This is a genomic window from Pseudomonas mediterranea CFBP 5447, assembly GCF_000774145.1.
In the GTDB taxonomy this organism is placed as follows: domain Bacteria; phylum Pseudomonadota; class Gammaproteobacteria; order Pseudomonadales; family Pseudomonadaceae; genus Aquipseudomonas; species Aquipseudomonas mediterranea.
The window spans coordinates 533480-555001 of sequence record NZ_KN322986.1 but is presented as its reverse complement, the minus strand read 5'-3'; the positions used below and the strand labels follow the sequence as shown (position 1 = coordinate 555001).

Below are 21522 nucleotides of genomic sequence, written 5' to 3'. Positions count from 1 at the left end.
ACCCTCCTCCGGGCTGGCATACTGGGCGCCTTTTCGGGCCCGGTGGCCACATCGGCCACTGATGCCTGACCCAGAGCCTGTGCGCTTGTGCATTCAAGAGGAACCGCGGTGAAGAAAATCGCAGTGTTCGCCGATGTTCAGAACCTCTATTACACCGTGCGCCAAGCCTATGGTTGTCACTTCAACTACGCCGCCCTGTGGGCCGATGTCAGCAAACAGGGGCAGATCGTCGAGGCCTACGCCTATGCGATCGATCGCGGTGACAGCAAGCAGCAGCAATTCCAGCAGATCCTGCGCAACCTGGGTTTCACCGTGAAGCTCAAGCCCTACATCCAGCGCAGCGACGGCTCGGCCAAGGGCGATTGGGACGTGGGCATCACGCTGGACATCATGGATGCCGCCGACCATGTCGACGAGGTCGTGCTGGCCTCGGGTGACGGCGATTTCGACATGCTGCTCGAACGCATCATCAGCAAGCACGGCGTGCAGGCGGTGGCGTACGGCGTGCCGGGGTTGACGGCCAACTCGCTGATCCGCGCCGCCAGTCGCTACGTGCCCATCGAAGGCGCGCTGCTGCTCAAGAATTGATCGTTACGGAGTTCAGACAGGTTTGGAACGCATCGCAGTCATCGACTTTGAAACCACCGGAATCACCCCGAGCAGCAGTTGCCGGGCCACGGAAATCGCCGTGGTGATGCTTGAGCAAGGCCGGATCGTCGACCGCTACCAGAGCCTGATGAATGCCGGCGTGCGGGTGCCGGCCTTCATCGAGCAACTGACCGGCATCAGCAATGCCATGCTGCGCAGCGCGCCGTCGGCCGAGCGGGTGATGAACGAGGTCAACGAGTTCGTCGGCACCACGCCGCTGCTGGCGCATAACGCCGCGTTCGACCAGAAGTTCTGGGACTTCGAACTGGGGCGGATCAAGCGCACCCGCCTGCAGAATTTTGCCTGTTCGCTGCTGCTCGCCCGACGCCTGATACCGGCCGCGCCGAACCACAAGCTCGGCACCCTCAACGCCTTTGCCGGCCTGCCCCATACCGGCCAGGCCCACCGGGCCATGGCCGACGCCGAAATGGCCGCCAACCTCACCGCGCACCTGGCTTCGGAACTGCGGCACAAGCATGGGCTGCGGGAGTTGTCCCATGATCTGTTGTGCAGTTTGCAGAAGGTCCCGGCCGCGAAGATCAATGAGCATCTCAAGCGCCATCGAGGGTTCTAGGAGCACCGTCATCCAAATGTGGGAGCGAGCCTGCTCGCGATAGCGGTGTGTCAGTCACCGCAAATATTGACTGGGCTGGCGCTATCGCGAGCAGGCTCGCTCCCACAGGCTCGCCCACAGGTGAAAGCGGCTACTTGCCGTTGCTTTCCAGCTGCCCCAGCGGCACCCGCTTTTCAATGGCACTGGACAGCACGATCGAGGTCTTGCTGAAGCCGAACTTGGCGATCCGGTTGATCAGTTCTTCCAGCTCCGGCATCGAGCCGACCGCCGCTTGCATGATCACGCAGGGGTCGCCGGTCACGCGGTGGCATTCGGTCAGTTGGGGAATCTTGCACAAGTCGTCGTAGGCCTTCTGGTTGCCGTGCTGGTTCATCCGCAATTCGATCACGCACTGCACCGGCAGGCCGATCTTGGCCATGTCGACCTTGGCCTGGTAGCCGGTAATGATGCCGCTGGCCTCCAGTTTGCTGACGCGTTCGGCCACGGCCGGGGCCGAGAGGTTCACTTTGCGGGCCAGTTCGGCGTAGGACGCACGACCGTTTTCCAACAGGGCGCTGAGCAGCATGCGGTCGTATTTATCCACGGTTTGGCTTCCAGATGACATGACTTTCGAAAGCACGGTTTATAGCGCCGATCTCCTTGATTTGAAAAGTGTATGGGTAGGATAAACAGGTTTTGTAGCTTATTTTCCGTTCGTCGCCTTTCTAGAATAACGTCTTTCATTGTCCTGACTTCGAGCTGACCATGCCTGGCCCACGCCGTTTTCCACTGCCGCTGATCGCTGCTTTCTTCGCCCTGTATGTCATCTGGGGATCGACTTACCTGGTGATTCGCATCGGCGTGGAGCATTGGCCGCCGTTGTTGCTGGCCGGGATTCGCTTCGTGCTGGCCGGCTCGCTCATGTACGGCTTCCTGCGCTGGCGCGGGGCGCCGGCGCCGACCTGGGCGCAGTGGAAGGCCGGGGCCATCATCGGCGTGCTGCTGCTCAGTTTCGGCAACGGCGCGGTCAGTGTCGCCGAGCACACCGGCGTGGCGTCCGGGGTCGCGGCGTTGGCTGTGGCGACGGTGCCTTTGTTTACCCTGCTTTGTGGGTATTTCTGGGGGGCACGTAATACACGCCTGGAATGGGCGGGCATTGTGCTGGGGCTGATCGGCATCGCCATGCTCAACCTGGGCTCAAACCTGCAATCCAGTCCGCTGGGTGCAACCCTGCTGGTGTTCGCTGCGGCATCGTGGGCCTTCGGCTCGGTGCTGAGCAAACATCTGCCCTTGCCGGCGGGGGCGATGGCCAGTGCCGTGGAAATGCTGGTGGGCGGCGTGGTGCTGTTGATCGGCAGTTTCGCCAGTGGCGAACAGCTGGAGCGCATCCCGCCGTTCGAAGGCTGGTTCGCGCTGGCCTACCTGACCTTTTTCGGTTCGATCATTGCCTTCAACGCCTACATGTACCTGCTCAAGCATGTGCGGCCGGCGGCGGCCACCAGTTATGCCTACGTCAACCCGGCGGTGGCGGTGCTGCTGGGGATCGTGTTTGCCGGCGAAAGCATCGGTGTCGAAGAGTCCCTGGCGATGCTGGTGATCATCAGTGCCGTGGTGTTGATCGGGCTGCCTCAGTGGCGCAAGCCCAAGCCTGCGCCGGTTGAATCCTGAATTAAGGTAAACTGCCGCGCATTGCACACCCTGCGCTGATTTTTCCTACGGTACTTCCATGACTTTCGCCACCCTTGGCCTGATCGAACCTTTGTTGCGCGCCCTCGAGACGCTCGGCTACCAGACCCCGACCCCGGTACAGGCCCAGGCCATGCCGGCGGTGCTGGCCGGTCGCGACCTGATGGCCGCGGCCCAGACCGGCACCGGCAAGACCGCCGGTTTCGCCGTGCCGCTGTTGCAGTTGCTGACCACCGAAGGGCCGAAAGTGGCCGCCAACTCGGTGCGGGCGCTGATCCTGGTGCCGACCCGCGAATTGGCCGAGCAGGTCCATGAAAGCGTGCGCCAGTACGCGCAAAACCTGCCGTTGAGCACCTACGCGGTATACGGTGGCGTCAGCATCAACCCGCAGATGATGAAGCTGCGCAAGGGTGTCGATCTGCTGGTCGCCACGCCGGGACGCCTACTCGATCTCTTCCGACAGAACGCGCTGAAGTTCAACCAGTTGCAGACCCTGGTGCTGGACGAAGCCGACCGCATGCTTGACCTGGGCTTCTCCGAAGAGCTGGCGAATATCTACAGGGCCCTGCCGAAGAAGCGCCAGACACTGCTGTTCTCGGCGACCTTTTCCGACGCCATCCGTTTGCTGGCCGGGCAGATGCTCAACGATCCGCTGAGCATCGAAGTGAGCCCGCGCAACGTCGCCGCCAACACTGTCAAGCAATGGGTGGTGACGGTGGACAAGAAGCGCAAGCCGGAATTGTTCGTGCACCTGCTGCGCAAGAACAAGTGGAAGCAGGTGCTGGTATTCGCCAAGACCCGCAACGGCGTCGATGCATTGGTGGAAAAACTCCAGGGACTGGGCGTCAACGCTGACGGCATCCACGGCGACAAACCCCAGGCCACCCGCCAGCGCGCGCTGGACCGTTTCAAGCTCGGTGAAGTCCAGATCCTCGTGGCCACCGACGTCGCCGCCCGTGGGCTGGATATCGAAGACCTGCCGCTGGTGGTGAATTTCGATTTGCCGATCGTCGCCGAAGACTATATCCATCGCATTGGCCGTACTGGCCGGGCGGGCGCCACGGGGCAAGCGATTTCCCTGGTGTGTGCCGATGAAGTGAACCTGCTGTCAGCCATCGAGATGTTGACCCGCCAGACGTTGACTCGCCAGATGGAGCAGGACTTCGAGCCTGAACACCGGGTGCCGGATACCGACGCCAGTGGCCAGGTGATCAAGAAGCCGAAAAAGCCGAAGAAGCCAAAAACGCCGGGCGGTGGTGGCAAGCGCAACCTCGGCAAGTGGGTGGACAGCGGGGACACGGGGCCGGTGGAACCTTCGGTCAAGCCGGTGCGCAAAGTGCCGGTGTTCAATACCGGGCCGCGTAAAAAGAAACCCTGACCCGTTGATCGTTCCCACGCTCAGCGTGGGAATGCATCCGGGGACGCTCCGCGTCCCAAAAAGCCGAACGCGGAGCGTCCGTTGAGGCATTCCCACGCAGAGCGTGGGAATGATCACTGCTTCAGGAACTCCAGCATCCCCAACCCCGCCGCCCGCCCGCTGGCAAAGCACGCCGTCAGTAGATAACCCCCGGTCGGTGCTTCCCAGTCGAGCATTTCCCCCGCGCAGAACACGCCGGGTATCTGCTTGAGCATCAGGTTTTCATCCATGGCGTCGAATGTCACGCCACCGGCGCTGCTGATGGCTTCGTCCAGGGGGCGGGTTCTGACCAGGGTGATGGGCAACGCCTTGATGGCTTGGGCCAGGCGTGCGGGGTCGGCGAAGCCGTCGGCCGGTGTGAGTTCGCGTAGCAGCCCAGCCTTGACCCCATCGATCCCCAACTGGCTGTGCAAGTGCTTGGCCATCGAGCGTGAACCGCGCGGCTTGTTCAAGGCCCGGAAAATTTTATCCACAGGCCGGCCCGGCAACAGGTCCAGATGGATCGTCGCGCTGCCATGGTGATTGATAGCCTCGCGAATCGGTGCCGACAGCGCATAGATCAGGCTGCCTTCGATACCGGTGGCGGTGATCACGCACTCGCCAAGACGGGGGACGTCGTCGTTCAGGCCGATGGCAATGTTTTTCAGCGGGGCGCCGGCGAATTTGCTGACCATCAGGTCGCTCCAGGCCTGCACGTCGAAGCCGCAGTTGCTCGGTTGCAACGGCGCAAGGACGACACCGCGCTGCTCCAAGGCCAGCATCCAGGCGCCGTCGGAGCCCAGGCGTGACCAACTGCCGCCGCCCAGTGCCAGCAGCGTGGCGTCGGGCTGAAGGGTCTTTTCGCCTTCGGGGCTGGCTATTCGCAGGCTGTTGTCGGGGTTCCAGCCGAGCCAGCGGTGGCGGGTGTGGATCATCACCCCGGCATCGCGCAGACGCTTGAGCCAGGCACGCAGCAGCGGGGCGGCTTTCATGTCCGTAGGAAACACCCGCCCGGAGCTGCCGACAAAGGTGTCGATCCCCAGCCCGTGAATCCAGCTGCACAGCTCATCCGCGCCGAATGCCCGCAGCAATGGGGCGATATTCGCGGCCCGTTCGGCGTAGCGGGACAGGAAGGCCGGGAAGGCTTCCGAATGAGTGATATTCATGCCACCGACACCGGCCAGCAGAAACTTCCTGCCCACCGAGGGCATGCCGTCGTACAGGTCGACCTGGATGCCGGCCTGGCTCAACACCTCGGCCGCCATCAGGCCGGCAGGGCCGCCGCCGATGATGGCGATGCTTGGGGTGGTGGATGGGGCGGTCGAGGTCATGGCGTGGACTGCAGAGATGGGAATAAGCGCGGCATTCTATCAGCACAAAAATCCTGTGGGAGCGAGCCTGCTCGCGATTGCGGTGGATCAGCGACATCAATGTTGGAGGGTGGACCGCTATCGCGAGCAGGCTCGCTCCCACAGGGGGGATGGGGGTGTTGCTGAAATGTGGTTAAAAAACAACCAGGCCTCTGCAAGCTATGCCCGATATAGCCTGTAGGCCGTTTCGCTCAGGTTATCCACAGGCCGCTCCACAGGCATTGTGGGTAACGCACCCAGATTTCAATGACAGCCTGATGACGTCCAGACTTTTTGTGCGCTGTGATGCAGGATCCCGTGACGCCGGGCCAGGGCCCTGCGGTCCTTGCTGTAGCCGCCGCCGATCACCCCGACCACCGGGATGTCGCGCCCGAGACAATGACGCATGACGCTTTCGTCCCGGGCGGCGAGCCCTTGGTCTGTCAGCTTCAGGTAACCGAGGGCGTCGTCCTTGTGCACATCGACACCGGCATCGTACAGCACCAGGTCCGGCTGGTAGAGCGGCAGCAGATAGTTGAGGGCGTCGTCCACCACCTTCAGGTACGCCGAGTCTTCCATGCCCATTGGCAGAGGAATGTCCCAGTCGCTCTGGGCCTTGCGTGCGGGAAAATTCTTTTCGCAATGCAAGGAAACTGTCACTGCGTCCGGGGTGTCATGGAGTATTCGGGCGGTACCGTCGCCCTGATGCACGTCGCAGTCGAAAATCAGCACCCGAGAGACGCGGCCACTGGCGAGGAAATAACGGCTGATCACCGCCAGATCGTTGAAAATGCAAAATCCCGCAGGGTGATCGTAATGGGCGTGGTGGGTACCTCCGGCCAGGTGACAGGCCAGCCCGTGTTCGAGGGCCTGCTCGGCCGCCAGCAGCGAACCGCCCACGGCCCGTACCGTTCGCCGGGCCAGGGCGTCGCTCCAGGGCAGGCCGAGCCGCCGTTGGTCTTCGCGGGACAACTCGCCACTCATGTAGCGTTCGATATAGACGCGATCATGGGCCAGGGCGAGGATCTCCGGCGGGCACAGCGCCGGGCGCAACAGGTCCGCGTCGCGGGTCAGCCCGCTGTCCACCAGGTGGTCGCGCAGCAGGCGGAATTTGTCCATGGGGAAACGGTGTTCCGCCGGGAATTCGGGACTGTAGTCTTCGTGATAGATAAGCGGCAGCGGCATGGTGTTTTCAGCGGTTATTGAATGACGAATCCTACCAGCGATGTAGACTTTGGGGCATGGAAGGGGAGTAGAGATGGAGCCGATACTGGAACTGGAAAGTGCGCGACTGCTCATGCGGCAGTGGCACGATGAGGATTTGCCGGCGTTTGCGGCCATGTCTGCCGATCCGCAGGTGATGCGTTATTTCCCGGCACCCTTGAGTCGCCTTGAAAGTGCCGCGCTGATCGGGCGCGTGCGTGGGCACTTTGCCGAACATGGTTTTGGCCTGTGGGCGCTGGAACGCAAGGACACCGGTGCCTTCATCGGTTTTACCGGGCTGGGTGTGGTGGGGTTCGACGCGCACTTCACGCCGGCCATCGAGATCGGCTGGCGCCTGGCCCGGGAGCACTGGGGCCTGGGTTATGCCAGCGAGGCCGCCTGGACGGCGTTGCGCTGTGGGTTTGACCGCCTGGGGCTGGACGAAGTGGTGGCATTCACCTCGACCGATAACCTGCCGTCGCAAAAGGTCATGCAGGCGATCGGCATGCTCCATGACCCGGTTGACGATTTCGAACATCCAAAACTCGCGGTCGGTCATCCATTGCGTCACCATGTGCTCTATCGCATCAACCGCGAGCAGTGGCTGCAGACCCTGCACGGTTAACCGACACGGACGTCTACACTGCCCGCCAGAACGGGCGACAATTGATCCACCGTCGCAGCGCAGACTGCGCGGTGTGCTGTGTGAGGAAGTCTGAATGAGCCACGTGTTGGAAGATCTGGTCGACCTGCTGACCCTGGAGCCGATCGAAGAAAACCTGTTCCGCGGTCGCAGCCAGGACCTCGGGTTCCGCCAGTTGTTCGGCGGCCAGGTGCTGGGCCAGTCGTTGTCGGCGGCCAGCCAGACCATGGAAGAGGCGCGCCATGTGCATTCGATGCATGGCTATTTCCTGCGTCCGGGCGACGCGGCGTTGCCTGTGGTCTACCAGGTGGACCGGGTACGCGACGGCGGCAGCTTCAGCACCCGCCGGGTCACGGCGATCCAGAAAGGTAATCCGATCTTCACCTGCAGTGCGTCGTTCCAGTACGACGAACAGGGCTTCGAGCACCAGAGCACCATGCCCCAGGTCGTCGGCCCGGAAAATCTGCCCTCCGAACTGGAGCTGACCCAGCAGCGGGCGCACCTGTTGCCCGAGCACATGCGGGAAAAACTGCTGTGCCCCAAGCCGATCGAGGTACGCCCGGTCACGGAAAAAGACCCGTACAACCCGCAGCCGGCCGATCCGATCAAATACGTGTGGTTCCGCGCCGATGGCGCCCTGGCGGATTCGCCGGCATTGCACAAATACCTGCTGGCCTACGCTTCGGACTTCGGCCTGCTGACCACGTCGATGCTGCCCCATGGCAAATCGGTCTGGCAGAAGGACATGCAGGTCGCCAGCCTCGACCACGCCTTGTGGTTTCATGCCGACCTGCGTGCCGATGACTGGTTGCTCTACGCCATGGACAGCCCTTGGGCTGGCAACTCCCGGGGATTTTCCCGTGGCAGCGTGTTCAATCGCGCCGGGCAACTGGTGGCCTCGGTGACCCAGGAAGGCCTGATCCGGCATCGCAAGGACTGGGCATGAGCCTGGCGGATGTACGGCACTGGGTCTTCGACATGGATGGCACGCTGACCATTGCCGTGCATGATTTCGCGGCCATCCGGGTGGCCCTGGCGATTCCGGCCGAAGACGACATCCTGACCCACCTGGCGGCCTTGCCGGCGGATGAAGCCGCGGCCAAGCATGCCTGGCTGCTGGAGCACGAGCGGGACCTGGCGCTGGGCTCCAAACCGGCGCCGGGTGCGGTCGAGTTGGTACGTGAGCTGGCCGGGCGTGGCTATCGCTTGGGGATCCTGACCCGCAACGCCCGGGAACTGGCCCATGTGACACTCGAGGCCATTGGCCTGGCCGATTGTTTCGCCGTGGAGGACGTGCTGGGCCGTGACGAAGCGCCGCCCAAGCCGCACCCGGGTGGCCTGTTGAAACTGGCCGAAGCCTGGAGCGTGGCGCCTGCGGACATGGTCATGGTCGGCGATTATCGCTTTGACCTGGACTGTGGTCGTGCGGCGGGTGCGCGGACCGTGCTGGTGAACCTGCCGGACAATCCGTGGCCGGAGCTGACGGATTGGCATGCCCGGGATTGTGGCGAGTTGCGGCGGATGATTTCGGCTTGAGAAACAGGTTGGCAGGTCAATCGCTATCGCGAGCAGGCTCGCTCCCACAGTAGATCGGTGTCGGTTACAAGATCAGCGTTCGCTTGTGGGAGCGAGCCTGCTCGCGATGAGGCCTTTACTGCCCAAACAAGGCCTTCAGCCCCTCAGGCGAATTGAACATCCCATCCCCGTCATGCCCCACGCCGGGCACTTCGATCAACCGCTGGTTCAGCCCCTCGGGGTGGCGTCGGGTTAGATAATCGAAGAAGAAATGCCCGCGCAGCAACCGATACGGTCCCTGGGTCTGCGCCTCGCAGCTTTTATCCAGCGCCGGGTGCTCCGGGTCGACGTCCTGTTGCCCGAGCAGGTAGGTGATGTCGCGCTTGATGTAGTTCTCTTCCAGTTGGGCGGCTGTCTGCCCGGCGGCATAGGCGGGAAGGTTGAGCAGACCGTATTTCCAGCGGTTGAAACCGGGGCAACCAGTAGGGTCGAAGGCCATGGGCCGCTGTGCATCGAAATAGGCATAGGAGGACGGGTTGGCGATGACGAAGCGCGGGGCGATCCGGTACTGCCCATGGGCGAGCAGGGCATACCGCTGGACCACCTGGGCGCCGCCGGAGTGACCGGCGATGACGATTTCCTTCACGTCGGGAAACTGCTGCCGATCGCTGACCCGCGCAACGATGTCGTCGAGCACTTGGTAGGAACTGACCGGACTCGGTCCGGTGGATAAGCCGCCGGCCATCCAGTCGTTGCCTTGCCAGCGCAACAGTTCATTGGGGAGTTGATGACGGGCGATGTCCTGTTCGTTGAGAAACTGCGGGGCGATGATCAGCGTGGTAGCCAGTTGTCCGGCCTGGCCGGCGGCTTTCTCGGCGTTGTGCAAGTAGGTATCGGCATTGCGCAGCCGCCCATGGAGGATGATCAGCACGCGCTGGATAGACGCCGGGGGCGGGCTGACGCCGACGACCATGCTGCCGCCCTTGAGCTGCAACCGCCCCTGCGCCACCGTGTTCACCGCGTGCTCGTCAGCCTGGGCAAAGAGGCTGCACAGCACCAGTGCGATCGCTGTGGCCCATTTCATCTACAGGTTTTTCGCCGCGAAGGTGTCGCATTGGCTGACCTGGCCCTGGGTAAACCCGGCCTTGAACCAGCGCACCCGTTGCGCTGAGGTGCCGTGGGTAAAGGAGTCCGGCACCACGCGCCCCTGGCCTTGCTGCTGCAAGCGGTCGTCACCGATGGCGTTGGCGGCGTTCAAGGCTTCTTCGACGTCTCCGGGCTCCAGCCAGTTCAGGCGCTTCTGCGCATGGTTGGCCCAGACGCCGGCCAGGCAATCGGCCTGCAATTCCTGACGCACCAGCAGCCCGCCGTCGCCTTCCATCTGCCGGCCTTGCTGGCGAGCCTCCTGGATTTTTGCCGACACACCGAGCAACGTCTGCACGTGGTGGCCGACTTCATGGGCGATGACATAGGCTTGGGCGAAGTCTCCGGCGGCGGAGAAGCGCTGGGACATCTCCTTGAAGAAGCTCATGTCCAGGTAGACCTGCCGATCCGCCGGGCAGTAGAACGGCCCGGTTGCCGAAGAAGCGAGGCCGCACGCCGAGTTGACCCGACCGCTGAACAGCACCAGTTTGGGTTGCTGGTACTGGCGTCCGGCCTGCTGGAAGACCTGGCCCCAGGTGTCTTCGGTATCACCAAGGATCGAACGCACGAACTCGGCCTGTTCATCGTTGGCCGGTGGTGCCTGGCGGGTTTGAGAAGAAGTCGGTGCGGACTGATCCATCTGCCCGGCGAGTTGCCCGAGGATCTGCATCGGATCCTGGCCGGTGATCCAGCCGATGCCGACGATCAACAGAATGGCCGTCAGGCTCAGTCCCTTGCCCCCACCAAAGCGCATCCCGCCACCGCCGCCGTCACCATCGCCACGGGCGTCCACCACGTTGTCACTGCGGCGACCTTTTTTCCATAGCATGTGGGAGTCCTCTGATTGACCGTGTGGACAGTGTTGCCGTTGAGTGGGAATGACGCCAGTTTACTAACAGCTTTCTGACATAAGCTCCCACAAGAGACAGCATCTGCCGATGAAAGTGTACTTGGTTCCAGAATCTGCATTAGACTTTCAAAATTCTGGAATCGATAACATCGCATCGGGGTCCCATGGCTGGAAGTCAAATTGAGCGGGTTTTCGATGTGCTGGAAAGTCTCGCCAGCGAACCTCGCGGCTGGCCGCTCCAAGGGCTGGCCGAGCAACTGCAGATCCCCAAGAGTGCCACCCACCGATTGCTTGCCGAACTGATGCGCCTGGGCTACGTGCGCCAGAATCCCGAGAACCTGCGTTATCACGTGTCCACCCGGCTGGTCGCCCTGGGGTTTCGCTATCTCTCGCGCAGCGGCGCCGACATTGTGCAGCCGGTGCTGGACCGTCTGGCCCGGGAAACCGGTGAGCTGGTGCGCCTGGGAGTGATCGAAGGGGATCGCCAGACCTGGATCGCCAAGTCCCAGGGCGCGCGGTCCGGTTTGCGCTACGACCCGGACATGGGCCGCGAGACGCCGTTGTTCTATACGGCGTCGGGCCATGCCTGGCTGGCATGCATGAGCGATGCCGAGGCGCTGGCGCTGGTCGAGCGCCAGGCTGCGCAGGTGCCCGCGGATGTGGGGCCAAACGCGCCCCATAATAACCATGAACTGCTCGAATACCTGCGGGCGGCTCGCGAGCAAGGGTATGCCTGTGTCGAGGAAAGCTCGGCGGTCGGCACCTCGGCCATCGCCGCCGTGGTGCGACACCCGCTGGACGACCGGGTCGTCGGTGTACTCAGCGTTGCCGGACCCAGCGCACGGATGACGCGGGTGCGGTTGCATGAATTGGCCCCGACCTTGCTGGCGTTTGCTGAGGAATTGTCGCAAGCGAGCCAGGCGTCGGAGTTATTCAGCTGACACAAGCAGAGATTGGCCCCTAAATTACGTCACCCAGGATCACTCCATGACCGTCAGCACCCCGCTTTCCGGTGTCAATCAGGCCTTCAAGGGCATCCTGCTGATTGTCTTCGCGACGTTCCTGTTTTCCAGCCACGACGCGCTGTCGAAATACCTCTCGGGTTTCTATCCAATCATCATGGTGGTGTGGGCCCGTTATGTGGTGCATACCCTGCTGATGGCGGGCATTTTCCTGCCGCGCTCGGGGTTGCGGGTGCTGCGTACGAAGCGCCCGTTGTGGCAGTTGGCGCGGGCATTGTGCCTGCTGGGCACCAGTCTGTTTTTCACCACGTCGCTGTTGTACATCCCATTGGCCGAGGCGACGGCGGTCAACTTCCTGGCCCCGGTGCTGGTCACGGCGTTGTCGGTGCCGCTGCTGGGCGAGCGGGTGACACGCGGTCAATGGGTGGCGGTGATCTTCGGCTTCATCGGGGTGTTGATCATCGTCCATCCTGGCGGAGACCTGTTCACACCGGCCGTGCTGTTGCCGTTCTGTTCGGCGCTGTTCTTCTGTTTCTATCAGTTGCTCACGCGCAAGCTCAGCGAAGTTGACAGCCCGACCACCAGCAATTTCTTCGCCGGCCTGTGCAACACGTTGGTGATGAGCGCATTGGTGCCGTTCTTCTGGCAGGTGCCGAGCCTGTTGCACGGGGCGATGATGCTGGCGTTGGGCGCTTGTGGAATGACGGCGCACCTGATGCTGACCCAGGCCTTCCGCGTCGCCGCCCCGGCGCTGCTGGCGCCCTTCAGCTATTGCCAGATCGTGTTCGCCGGCTTGCTGGGGTGGCTGCTGTTCAACCACACGCCGACCCTGACCACGGTGCTGGGTATCGTGCTGATCTGTCTCAGTGGGTTGGCCGCTGCGTGGCAGCAGCGGCGCAAATGACTGGTCGTGCCCGGACCTCTGTGGCGAGGGAGCTTGCTCCCGCTCGATTGCGCAGCAATCGCCAGAAGCCGGGGGCCGCTTCGCGACCCAGCGGGAGCAAGCTCCCTCGCCACAGGTGGTTGAAGGCGTATCAACTCTCCAGCGTCGGAATCTTGCGCGGTGCCATGAAGTACAGCCAGATCAGGGCCGTGAAGTACATCGCCGGGATCAGGGTGAACAACACGGTGTAGTTGTTATGGGTCACTGTCAGGATGTGTCCCACCAGTTGGGTCATGAACATCCCTCCGATGGCCGCGCACATGCCGCCGAAGCCGAACACCGTGCTCATCATGTGCTTGGGCGTGTAGTCCATCACCAGACTCCAGATGTTGGCGGTCCAGGCCTGGTGTGCGCCGATGGCCAGGGAAATGGCGAACACCGCCATCCACAGGTTGCTGGCGCCGGCGGCCATGATCACGCCGACGATGCAGCAGGCGAACAGCAGCATGGAGACCAGTCGTGCCTTGATCGGGTTCAGCCCGCGACCGATCAGGAACGAAGAGAGGATGCCGCCGCCCACGCTGCCGAAGTCGGCGGTGAGGTAGATGATGATCAGCGGGATGCCCATCTGGGTTACATTGATGCCCAGGCTGTATTGCTGGTTCAAGAACGGTGGCAGCCAGTAGAGGTAGAACCAGAACACTGGCGCCGTGATCGAGTAGGCCAGGGCGAACGCCCAAGTGCCGCGCATGCGCAGGATGCGGGAGAACGGCACGCGAACCTGTTCCGGTTCGCTCTCACGTTGGATGTAGTCCAGTTCCGACTGTTTGACGCTGGGGTGGTCTTCCGGATTGAAGTATTTCAGGCCCCAGAACAGCAACCAGACCCCGCCCAATGCCGCCATGCACAGGAATGCCGCCTGCCAGCCCCACACTTGCAGGATCAGCGGCAGCAGCATGGGCGTGAACATCGCGCCAACGTTGGTCCCGGCGTTGAAGATACCGGTGGCCACGGCTCGTTCGCCCGCCGGGAACCACAGCCGGGTGGTCTTCACACAGGCGGGGTAGTTGGCGGCTTCGGTGAGGCCCAGGATGAAACGGCAGACCATGAAGCCCGCCGCGGAAGTCGCCAGGCCATGGGCGCCGGTCGCCAGGCTCCAGAGCAGCACGGCGAAGAAGAACACACGCTTGACGCCGATCCGGTCGATCAACCGGCCCTGCAATATGAAGCCGACCGCATAGCCGACCTGGAACCAGAAGTTGATGTTGGCGTAATCCATCGCCGTCCAGCTCATTTCCTTGGCAAGGATGGGCTGCATCACGCCCAGGGCGGCGCGGTCGATGTAGTTCAGCGTCGTGGCGAAAAACACCAGTGCGAGCATGCCCCAACGGGTCTTGCCCACGGCCAGGGCGCCGCGGATCTTGTCGCCGATGCCGCCGGTCGTGACGCCCATGCCTGGGCTCAAGGGGGAACTTTGGGAAGGATTCATAGGGTGTACCCGTTTTTGAAATTCTTATGGGGTGGTCTGGGTTTCATCCATTGCTGCCGGCGTTCTGCGCCTGCAGCAATGTGGGACCGATGGTGCGCAGTGGACGAAAAGTCGTCAATTCGCTCCAGGGCATTTTGTTCGATAATCGCCCATAAAACTAACTGGGTGGTACATATTAAATTGCTGAAAGGCATTGGCGCCTCAATAATCTGTTCACTCTTTCAAAAGCGGCGAATCTTCTGTAGCCGATGCCTGTCCCGGGAGCCGAACCCATGCAGCGTTCCATTGCCACCGTATCCTTGAGCGGTACCCTGCCGGAAAAGCTCGAAGCCATTGCCGCCGCCGGTTTCGACGGCGTGGAAATCTTCGAGAACGACCTGCTTTATTACGACGGCAGCCCTCGGGAAATCCGGCAGATGTGCGCTGACCTGGGCATCGCGATCACGTTGTTCCAGCCGTTTCGTGACTTCGAAGGTTGTCGCCGCGATCGCCTGGCCCGCAACCTGGAGCGCGCCGAGCGCAAGTTCGACCTGATGCAGGAGCTCGGCACCGACCTGGTGCTGGTGTGCAGCAACGCCTCGGCCGACAGCCTGGGAGACGAGCGGATGCTGGTGGATGACCTGCGGCTGCTGGCCGAGCGAGCCGGTGCGCGGGGCTTGCGCATCGGTTACGAGGCGCTGGCCTGGGGGCGGCACGTGAATACTTATCAACAGGTCTGGAACCTTGTGCGCCAGGCCGATCACCCCAGCCTGGGTGTCCTGCTCGACAGCTTCCATACCTTGTCCCTCAAGGGCGACCCGAATGCCATCGCCGAGATCCCTGGCGAGAAGATTTTCTTCGTGCAAATGGCCGACGCGCCGATCCTGGCGATGGACGTGCTGGAGTGGAGCCGGCATTTCCGTTGTTTCCCGGGGCAGGGCGAATTCGACCTGCCGGGTTTCCTGGCGCCGATCATCAAGAGCGGCTATACCGGGCCACTGTCGCTGGAGATCTTCAACGACGGTTTTCGCGCCGCACCGCCACGGGCCAATGCCGCCGATGGCCTGCGTTCATTGCTCTATCTGGAGGAGAAAACCCGCCAGCGCCTGGCTGCGGAAGCTGAGCCGGTGGCCAACCTCGATCCATTGTTTGCCCCGCCACCGCCCAGCGAATACGACGGCATCGAGTTTCTCGAGTTCGCCGTGGACGATAACCTCGGCGCCAAACTGTCCCACTGGCTGGAGCGGTTGGGGTTCGTCAAGGCCGGCCAGCATCGCTCCAAGAACGTGAGCCTGCTGCGCCAGGGCGATATCAACCTGATCCTCAACTGCGAGCCGTACTCCTTCGCCCACAGTTTCTTTGAGGCTCACGGGCCGTCGCTGTGCGCCACTGCGGTGCGGGTGAAAGACAGTGCCAGCGCCCTGAAGCGGGCCGTGGATTACAAGGGGCAGCCCTATCGCGGCCTGGTGGGGCCCAATGAGCTGGAACTGGCGGCGGTGCGCGCACCTGACGGCAGCCTGATCTACCTGGTGGACCGGGAGGCGGACGTCTATGGAACGGATTTCAACCTGCAACCGGGCGCGGTCATTGGGGCCGGGCTCAAGCGCATCGACCACATGGCGATGGCATTGCCGGCCGACAGCCTCGACAGCTGGGTGCTGTTCTACAAGAGCCTGCTGGATTTCGAAGCCGATGACGAAGTGGTGTTGCCTGACCCTTATGGCCTGGTGAAGAGCCGGGCCCTGCGCAGTCGCTGCAGTTCGATCCGCTTGCCCCTGAACATTTCCGAAAACCGCAACACCGCAATCTCGCATGCGCTGTCGAGCTATCGCGGTTCCGGCGTGCATCACATCGCCTTCGACTGTGACGACATCTTCGCCCAGGTCAGCCGCGCCAAGGAGGCCGGCGTGCCGTTGCTGGATATTCCGCTCAACTATTACGACGACCTGGCGGCACGCTTCGATTTCGACGATGAGTTCCTCAGCGAACTGGCGTATTTCAACGTGTTGTACGACCGCGACGCCCAGGGCGGTGAACTGTTCCATGTCTATACCGAACCGTTCGAGGGGCGATTCTTCTTTGAAATCATCCAGCGCAAGAACGGTTATGCCGGGTATGGCGCGGCCAACGTCGCGGTGCGGCTGGCGGCCATGGCCAAGTCCCGCAGCGGTGGCCTGCGGCACGCCAAGTTGTAGGGAAATCGTAAGCGCGGCAGTAAAACGGCAACCCTGTGCCTTCCTTCACTGCACGGTGCAGCCCATAATCGCCAGCTTGTGCAGTGATGGCCGTGAGCCCGCAATGACTATGAATCCAGAACTGTCCGATGCCCTCGACGAGCCTCTCGCCGCGCCGCGCAAGGGGCGCAAGAACAACCCGGAAAAGACCCGGGAAAACATTCTTCAGGAAGCCATCGTCGAGTTTGTCCAGCAGGGCCTGGCCGGTGCCCGGGTCGATGCCATCGCTGAGCGCATCCACACATCCAAGCGGATGATCTACTACTACTTCAACAGCAAGGAGCAGTTGTACATCGAGGTGCTGGAAAAACTCTACGGTGATATCCGCAGCACCGAGAGCCGCCTGCACCTGGCGGAACTGGCCCCGGTCGACGCGATCCGGCGCCTGGTGGAGTTCACCTTCGACCATCACGACCGCAATGTGGATTTCGTGCGCATCGTCTCTATCGAGAACATCCACAACGCCGAATACGTCAAGCAATCAAGCGTGATCAAGGCGATGAACAGCAGCATCCTCGACGCCTTGGACCTGATCCTGCGCCGCGGCGCCGAAGAAGGCGTGTTCCGTACCGGCCTCGAACCGCAGGATGTGCACCTGCTGATCAGTTCGTTCTGTTTTCACCGGGTGTCCAACCGTCACACCTTCGGCGAGATTTTCCAGATCGATCTGGCGGACGAGGCGATCAAGCAGCGTCATCGCCAGATGATTTGCGAATCGGTGTTGCGCTATCTGCAAACCTGATAGTGACCCATGTGGGAGCGAGCCTGCTCGCGATAGCGGTGTGTCAGTCGAAATATAAGTGACTGACACACCGCTATCGCGAGCAGGCTCGCTCCCACAGGTTCTTCAGTGATTCATGCTTTGGAAATGTTCCAGCATCCGCTGCGCATCCGGGGCGACGCCACTGAACAGTTCGAACGCCTTGACGGCCTGGAACACCGCCATGTTGCCGCCGTCCAGTGTGCGGCAACCCAGGGTCCGGGCGTGGCGCAGCAGTTCGGTTTCCAGCGGGAAGTAGACGATCTCGGCGACCCACAATTCGCCCCGCAGCAACTCGACCGGCACTGGTATGCCTGGCAGTTTCGCCATGCCCATCGGGGTGGTGTTGACCAGGCCGTTCGCCTCGGCCATGGCCGTGGGCAAATCGTGTCCGGCACGGGCCCGGCCAGCACCGAAGTGCTGGTTCAGATTGTTGGCCAGGGCTTCGGCACGGCTGAATTCGACGTCAAAGATACTCAGGGCCTGGACACCTTCCGCCAGCAGCGCATGGGCAACGGCCGCGCCGGCACCTCCGGCGCCCATCTGCACCACGGATCGACGCGCAACATCGCCGAGGCCGCGGCGAAAACCCTCGGCAAACCCGAGGCAGTCGGTGTTGTGGCCGATGCGCTTGCCGCCCTTGAACACCACGGTGTTCACCGCGCCAATGCCGCGGGCCTCGGCCGAGAGCTCATCGAGCAGCGGAATGATCGCCTGCTTGCAGGGGAAGGTGATGTTCAGTCCGGTGAAGCTCATGCGTTCGGCGGCGGTCAGCAGATCGGGCAGGGCACTGCTGTCGAGTTTCAACGCGTCAAGATCGATCAATCGATAGAGATAGCGCATGCCTTGGGCATCGCCTTCATGCTCGTGGAGCGCGGGAGTGCGAGACGCCTGGATGCCTGCGCCGATCAGGCCGGCCAGTACGGTGCTATTCGACATGCGTTTCAACCTTTCAACCGCTGACTGAAATGTTCCAGGGCCAAGCGATAGCCATGGCTGCCAAAGCCGCACATCACACCGATGGCGACGGATGAAACGAAGGAGTGGTGACGGAACGTTTCCCGGGCATGGACGTTGGACAGGTGGACTTCGATCACCGGCACTTCGCTGGCGACCAGCGCATCGCGGATCGCCACCGACGTGTGGGTCCAGGCCGCCGGGTTGATCACGATTCCGGCGCACCGGCCACGGGCGCCGTGAATCCAGTCCAGCAGCTCGCTTTCCTGGTTGGTCTGGCGAAACTCCACCGCCAGGCCGAACTCTTCGGCTGCGCGGCCGCACAGTGCCGAGATATCCGCCAGGGTTTCATGGCCGTAGGTGGCCGGCTCGCGGGTACCAAGCAGGTTCAGGTTCGGGCCGTTGAGCACCAGAACGATCGGAGGCATTGCAGTTTCTCCACATTGTTATTGTCGGCTTCGGTTGGTTTTCAGCCGGTGGAGATAAATTGTACTAGATGGTTAATTTGGTCAAACGAAGCCGACGCCCATAGCCATTAAGTGTTCGGTGATCGAACACCAGCTCTCAATCTGGCAGGGGCGTTGTGGCGAGTGATGACTGTGGCGAGGGGATTTATCCCCGCTCGAGTGCGAAGCAGTCGCAAACCAGCCAACAAGGTTTGCCTGTTACACCGCGGTGCATGGTTTAGGGGCTGCTTCGCAGCCCAGCGGGGATAAATCCCCTCGCCACAGATAAATCCCTTGTCACAGGATCTGACTCAACGCCGGGTCAGTAACACCCCGGATTCCATGTGGTGGGTCCAGGGGAATTGATCGAACAAGGCGCAGCGGGTGATGCGGTGAGTGTCGTGCAGTTGCGCGATGTTGGCGGCGAGAGTTTCCGGGTTGCAGGAGATGTACAGGATGTTGTCGAAGCGCCGGGTCAACTCGCACGTGTCCGGGTCCATGCCGGAGCGGGGTGGATCGACGAAGACGCTGCCGAATGCGTAGCTTTTCAGGTCGATGCCGTGCAGGCGACGGAACGGCCGGACTTCGTTCAAGGCTTCGGTCAGTTCTTCGGCCGACAGGCGCACCAGCGTCACGTTGTCCACCGCGTTTTCACTGAGGTTGCTCAGCGCCGCGTTCACCGAAGTCTTGCTGATTTCAGTGGCCAGCACTTTGCGCACACGGGTCGCCAGGGGCAGGGTGAAGTTGCCGTTGCCGCAGTACAACTCCAGCAGGTCGTCGCTGCGATCGCCCAAAGCTTCATAAGCCCAGTTGAGCATCTTCTGGTTCACGGTGCCGTTGGGTTGGGTGAAAGCGCCTTCGGGCTGGCGATAGCTGAAGGTGCGACCGCCCACGTCCAGTTTTTCTACCACGTAGTCATGGCCGATCACTTCCCGCTTGCCCTTGGAGCGACCAATGATGCTGACGCCCAGATCGCTCGCCAGCTTCGAGGCCGCGGCGTGCCAGTGCTCATCCAGCGGGCGGTGGTAACACAGGGTGATCATCGCATCGCCCGCCAGGGTGGTCAGGAACTCCACCTGGAACAGCTTGTGGCTCAAGGGCGCGCTGGCCTGCCAGGCGGCCTTGAGTTGCGGCATCAACTGGTTGATGCGCAGGCTGGCGATCGGGAACTCTTCGATGAGGATCGGCGTGCGCTTGTCCTCCTGGGAGAACATCGCGTAATGCCGTTCGCCGGCCTCGCGCCAGAGGCGGAACTCGGCGCGCAAACGGAAGTTTTGCAGCGGCGAGTCGAACACGGTCGGCTCCGGTGCATCGAACGGGGCCAGCAGGTCGCGCAAACGGGCGACCTTGTCCTGGAGCTGGGCGGTGTAGGCCTGGGTATCGAAAGTCATGCGTTGAACCAACCCAACTTGATCACGAACAGAATCGACAGGATGACCAGCGCCGGGTTCAGCTCACGGCCGCGACCGGACACCAGTTTGATGGCGGTCCAGGCGATGAAACCGAAGGCAATGCCGTTGGCGATGGAGTAGGTGAACGGCATCGCCAGTGCGGTAATCACGACCGGGGCGGCGACGGTGATGTCGTCCCAGTCGATTTCCGCCAGGCCCGAGGTCATCAGCACGGCCACGAACAGCAAGGCCGGGGCGGTGGCAAAGGCTGGCACGCTGGCGGCCAGTGGGGAGAAGAACAGCGCCAGCAGGAACAGGATCGCCACGACGATGGCGGTCAGCCCGGTGCGGCCACCGGCGCTGACGCCCGCGGCCGATTCGATGTAGCTGGTGGTGGTGGAGGTGCCCAGCAGCGAACCGGCCATGGCGGCGGTGCTGTCGGCGATCAGCGCACGGCCCATCTTCGGCATGTGGCCGTCCTTGCCCATCAACCCGGCGCGCTTGGCGACGCCGATCAGGGTGCCGGAGTTGTCGAACAGGTCGACGAAGAGGAAGGCGAAGATCACGCTGACCAGACCGATGTCCAGGGCGCCCTTGATGTCCAGTTGCAGGAACGTCGGGGCCAGGGATGGCGGCATCGACATCACGCCGCCGAACGGGGTGAAGCCCATCAGGATCGAGACAATGGTGACCGCGAGGATGCCGATCAGTACGGCCCCGCGCACTTTCAGTGCTTCGAGGGCGACGATCAGGATGAAGCCGAGCGTGGCGAGAATCGGCGCCGGTTGCTTCAAGTCGCCAAGGCCGACCATGGTGGCCGGGTTCTTCACCACGATGCCGGCATTGCCCAGGGCGATCAGCGCCAGGAACAGGCCGATGCCGGCGGCAATGGCCGAGCGCAGGGGCAAGGGGATGCTGTTAATGATCCACTCGCGGATGCGAAAGATCGACAGCAGGAAGAACAATACGGCGGAGACGAACACCGCACCCAGCGCCACTTGCCAGGTATGGCCCATGTGCAGGACTACGGTGTAGGTGAAGAAGGCGTTCAGGCCCATGCCCGGGGCGAGGGCGATCGGGTAGTTGGCGATCAGGCCCATGACCGTGGAGCCGATGGCCGCGGCCAGGCAGGTGGCGACGAACACCGCGCCTTTGTCCATGCCGGTTTCGCCGAGGATGCTCGGGTTGACGAACAGAATGTAGGCCATGGCCAGGAATGTCGTGACGCCCGCCAGGATCTCGGTCCGCACGTTGGTGTTGTGTGCCTTGAGTTGAAACAGCCTTTCCAGCATGTCTGCTCCCCGTGGCGCGCCGGGCGCCGTGAATGTATCGACCTCAACAGCAAAGCACAGACGGCCGATGGCGTCCGGGAGTTTTCTGCGGGTCGGAAAAAGCCGCGCATGATACCAGCAGCGCGGCGATGTGACTGCGATCG

The 21522-nt window shown here is 62.4% G+C and carries 21 protein-coding genes; 11 read left to right on the top strand and 10 right to left on the bottom strand.

Annotated elements, in window-relative coordinates:
• Positions 1–108: 108 nt before the first annotated feature.
• Together N005_RS19395 and N005_RS19390 are read left to right on the top strand one after the other, a co-directional pair.
• Positions 109–588, top strand: coding sequence for a LabA-like NYN domain-containing protein (locus N005_RS19395; RefSeq protein ID WP_030140338.1), 480 nt, complete (start codon positions 109–111; stop codon positions 586–588).
• Positions 589–610: 22 nt separating this feature from the next.
• Positions 611–1222: a 3'-5' exonuclease gene (locus N005_RS19390; RefSeq protein WP_047702668.1), complete on the top strand. Its 612-nt coding sequence runs from the start codon at positions 611–613 to the stop codon at positions 1220–1222.
• A gap of 130 nt (positions 1223–1352) precedes the next feature.
• On the opposite strand, the gene N005_RS19385 is transcribed toward N005_RS19390, so the two are convergent.
• The gene (locus tag N005_RS19385) at positions 1353–1805 is read right to left on the bottom strand and encodes an Lrp/AsnC family transcriptional regulator (protein WP_047702667.1); all 453 of its coding nucleotides are present in this window, start codon (positions 1803–1805) and stop codon (positions 1353–1355) included.
• Positions 1806–1966: 161 nt separating this feature from the next.
• Between N005_RS19385 and yedA the strand changes: the two genes are divergently transcribed.
• Both yedA and rhlE1 read left to right on the top strand, forming a co-directional pair.
• On the top strand, positions 1967–2869 hold the full coding sequence (gene yedA / locus N005_RS19380) for a drug/metabolite exporter YedA (protein WP_047702666.1): 903 nt from the start codon (positions 1967–1969) through the stop codon (positions 2867–2869).
• 58 nt (positions 2870–2927) lie between these two features.
• Positions 2928–4265, top strand: a complete 1338-nt coding sequence (gene rhlE1 / locus N005_RS19375; protein WP_047702665.1) for an RNA helicase RhlE1 — start codon at positions 2928–2930, stop codon at positions 4263–4265.
• 113 nt (positions 4266–4378) lie between these two features.
• Here the strand turns inward: rhlE1 and N005_RS19370 are convergent, their stop codons facing one another.
• Together N005_RS19370 and N005_RS19365 are read right to left on the bottom strand one after the other, a co-directional pair.
• Positions 4379–5614, bottom strand: a complete 1236-nt coding sequence (locus tag N005_RS19370) for a TIGR03862 family flavoprotein (protein ID WP_047702664.1) — start codon at positions 5612–5614, stop codon at positions 4379–4381.
• Positions 5615–5896: 282 nt separating this feature from the next.
• On the bottom strand, positions 5897–6817 hold the full coding sequence (locus N005_RS19365; RefSeq protein ID WP_047702663.1) for a histone deacetylase family protein: 921 nt from the start codon (positions 6815–6817) through the stop codon (positions 5897–5899).
• Positions 6818–6890: 73 nt separating this feature from the next.
• On the opposite strand from N005_RS19365, the gene N005_RS19360 reads away from it, so the two are divergent.
• From N005_RS19360 to N005_RS19350, 3 genes are all read left to right on the top strand, one after another.
• Positions 6891–7460, top strand: a complete 570-nt coding sequence (locus tag N005_RS19360; protein WP_047702662.1) for a GNAT family N-acetyltransferase — start codon at positions 6891–6893, stop codon at positions 7458–7460.
• A 94-nt stretch (positions 7461–7554) separates the two neighbouring features.
• On the top strand, positions 7555–8424 hold the full coding sequence (tesB, locus tag N005_RS19355) for an acyl-CoA thioesterase II (RefSeq protein ID WP_047702661.1): 870 nt from the start codon (positions 7555–7557) through the stop codon (positions 8422–8424).
• Entirely contained in the window at positions 8421–9014 is a 594-nt protein-coding gene (locus N005_RS19350) for an HAD family hydrolase (protein WP_047702660.1), read from the top strand. Before tesB ends, N005_RS19350 begins: the two co-directional genes overlap by 4 nt.
• Positions 9015–9129: 115 nt before the next feature.
• Here the strand turns inward: N005_RS19350 and N005_RS19345 are convergent, their stop codons facing one another.
• Entirely contained in the window at positions 9130–10077 is a 948-nt protein-coding gene (locus tag N005_RS19345) for a lipoprotein (protein WP_047702659.1), read from the bottom strand.
• Positions 10078–10965 (bottom strand): KPN_02809 family neutral zinc metallopeptidase, encoded by an 888-nt coding sequence (gene ypfJ, locus N005_RS19340; RefSeq protein WP_047702658.1) that lies wholly within the window; start codon positions 10963–10965, stop codon positions 10078–10080.
• Between the two features lie 185 nt (positions 10966–11150).
• Here ypfJ and N005_RS19335 point away from each other — a divergent pair, with 185 nt between their 5' ends.
• Together N005_RS19335 and N005_RS19330 are read left to right on the top strand one after the other, a co-directional pair.
• Positions 11151–11927, top strand: coding sequence for an IclR family transcriptional regulator (locus N005_RS19335; protein WP_047702657.1), 777 nt, complete (start codon positions 11151–11153; stop codon positions 11925–11927).
• A gap of 46 nt (positions 11928–11973) precedes the next feature.
• Positions 11974–12852: a DMT family transporter gene (locus tag N005_RS19330; RefSeq protein ID WP_047702656.1), complete on the top strand. Its 879-nt coding sequence runs from the start codon at positions 11974–11976 to the stop codon at positions 12850–12852.
• 130 nt (positions 12853–12982) lie between these two features.
• On the opposite strand, the gene N005_RS19325 is transcribed toward N005_RS19330, so the two are convergent.
• Positions 12983–14320: an MFS transporter gene (locus N005_RS19325; RefSeq protein WP_047702655.1), complete on the bottom strand. Its 1338-nt coding sequence runs from the start codon at positions 14318–14320 to the stop codon at positions 12983–12985.
• A 272-nt stretch (positions 14321–14592) separates the two neighbouring features.
• Here N005_RS19325 and quiC point away from each other — a divergent pair, with 272 nt between their 5' ends.
• Together quiC and N005_RS19315 are read left to right on the top strand one after the other, a co-directional pair.
• On the top strand, positions 14593–16494 hold the full coding sequence (quiC, locus tag N005_RS19320) for a 3-dehydroshikimate dehydratase QuiC (RefSeq protein ID WP_047702654.1): 1902 nt from the start codon (positions 14593–14595) through the stop codon (positions 16492–16494).
• A 103-nt stretch (positions 16495–16597) separates the two neighbouring features.
• Entirely contained in the window at positions 16598–17275 is a 678-nt protein-coding gene (locus tag N005_RS19315) for a TetR/AcrR family transcriptional regulator (RefSeq protein WP_047702653.1), read from the top strand.
• A 105-nt stretch (positions 17276–17380) separates the two neighbouring features.
• Here N005_RS19315 and N005_RS19310 read toward each other — a convergent pair whose 3' ends face one another.
• The 4 genes from N005_RS19310 to N005_RS19295 all read right to left on the bottom strand — a co-directional run bounded on the left by N005_RS19310 (position 17381) and on the right by N005_RS19295 (position 21379).
• A complete protein-coding gene (locus tag N005_RS19310; RefSeq protein WP_047702652.1) occupies positions 17381–18232 on the bottom strand; it encodes a shikimate dehydrogenase in 852 nt (283 codons plus the stop codon).
• Positions 18233–18237: 5 nt separating this feature from the next.
• Complete coding sequence (gene aroQ / locus N005_RS19305; RefSeq protein WP_047702651.1) at positions 18238–18678, bottom strand: type II 3-dehydroquinate dehydratase; 441 nt, start codon at positions 18676–18678, stop codon at positions 18238–18240.
• Between the two features lie 329 nt (positions 18679–19007).
• Positions 19008–20087 carry a tRNA (uridine(54)-C5)-methyltransferase TrmA gene (trmA, locus tag N005_RS19300; RefSeq protein WP_047702650.1) on the bottom strand — a complete coding sequence of 360 codons (1080 nt, stop codon included), beginning with the start codon at positions 20085–20087 and terminating at the stop codon, positions 19008–19010.
• Entirely contained in the window at positions 20084–21379 is a 1296-nt protein-coding gene (locus tag N005_RS19295) for an NCS2 family permease (protein ID WP_047702649.1), read from the bottom strand. Before N005_RS19295 ends, trmA begins: the two co-directional genes overlap by 4 nt.
• Positions 21380–21522: the final 143 nt, after the last annotated feature.

Excerpts from the sequence above, each read along its gene's own strand:
- yedA (WP_047702666.1), top strand. The coding sequence starts at position 1,967 with ATGCCTGGCCCACGCCGTTTTCCACTGCCGCTGATCGCTGCTTTCTTC.
- rhlE1 (WP_047702665.1), top strand. The coding sequence starts at position 2,928 with ATGACTTTCGCCACCCTTGGCCTGATCGAACCTTTGTTGCGCGCCCTC.
- N005_RS19370 (WP_047702664.1), bottom strand. The coding sequence starts at position 5,614 with ATGACCTCGACCGCCCCATCCACCACCCCAAGCATCGCCATCATCGGC.
- N005_RS19365 (WP_047702663.1), bottom strand. The coding sequence starts at position 6,817 with ATGCCGCTGCCGCTTATCTATCACGAAGACTACAGTCCCGAATTCCCG.
- N005_RS19360 (WP_047702662.1), top strand. The coding sequence starts at position 6,891 with ATGGAGCCGATACTGGAACTGGAAAGTGCGCGACTGCTCATGCGGCAG.
- tesB (WP_047702661.1), top strand. The coding sequence starts at position 7,555 with ATGAGCCACGTGTTGGAAGATCTGGTCGACCTGCTGACCCTGGAGCCG.
- N005_RS19350 (WP_047702660.1), top strand. The coding sequence starts at position 8,421 with ATGAGCCTGGCGGATGTACGGCACTGGGTCTTCGACATGGATGGCACG.
- N005_RS19345 (WP_047702659.1), bottom strand. The coding sequence starts at position 10,077 with ATGAAATGGGCCACAGCGATCGCACTGGTGCTGTGCAGCCTCTTTGCC.
- ypfJ (WP_047702658.1), bottom strand. The coding sequence starts at position 10,965 with ATGCTATGGAAAAAAGGTCGCCGCAGTGACAACGTGGTGGACGCCCGT.
- N005_RS19335 (WP_047702657.1), top strand. The coding sequence starts at position 11,151 with ATGGCTGGAAGTCAAATTGAGCGGGTTTTCGATGTGCTGGAAAGTCTC.
- N005_RS19330 (WP_047702656.1), top strand. The coding sequence starts at position 11,974 with ATGACCGTCAGCACCCCGCTTTCCGGTGTCAATCAGGCCTTCAAGGGC.
- N005_RS19325 (WP_047702655.1), bottom strand. The coding sequence starts at position 14,320 with ATGAATCCTTCCCAAAGTTCCCCCTTGAGCCCAGGCATGGGCGTCACG.
- quiC (WP_047702654.1), top strand. The coding sequence starts at position 14,593 with ATGCAGCGTTCCATTGCCACCGTATCCTTGAGCGGTACCCTGCCGGAA.
- N005_RS19315 (WP_047702653.1), top strand. The coding sequence starts at position 16,598 with ATGACTATGAATCCAGAACTGTCCGATGCCCTCGACGAGCCTCTCGCC.
- N005_RS19310 (WP_047702652.1), bottom strand. The coding sequence starts at position 18,232 with ATGTCGAATAGCACCGTACTGGCCGGCCTGATCGGCGCAGGCATCCAG.
- aroQ (WP_047702651.1), bottom strand. The coding sequence starts at position 18,678 with ATGCCTCCGATCGTTCTGGTGCTCAACGGCCCGAACCTGAACCTGCTT.
- trmA (WP_047702650.1), bottom strand. The coding sequence starts at position 20,087 with ATGACTTTCGATACCCAGGCCTACACCGCCCAGCTCCAGGACAAGGTC.
- N005_RS19295 (WP_047702649.1), bottom strand. The coding sequence starts at position 21,379 with ATGCTGGAAAGGCTGTTTCAACTCAAGGCACACAACACCAACGTGCGG.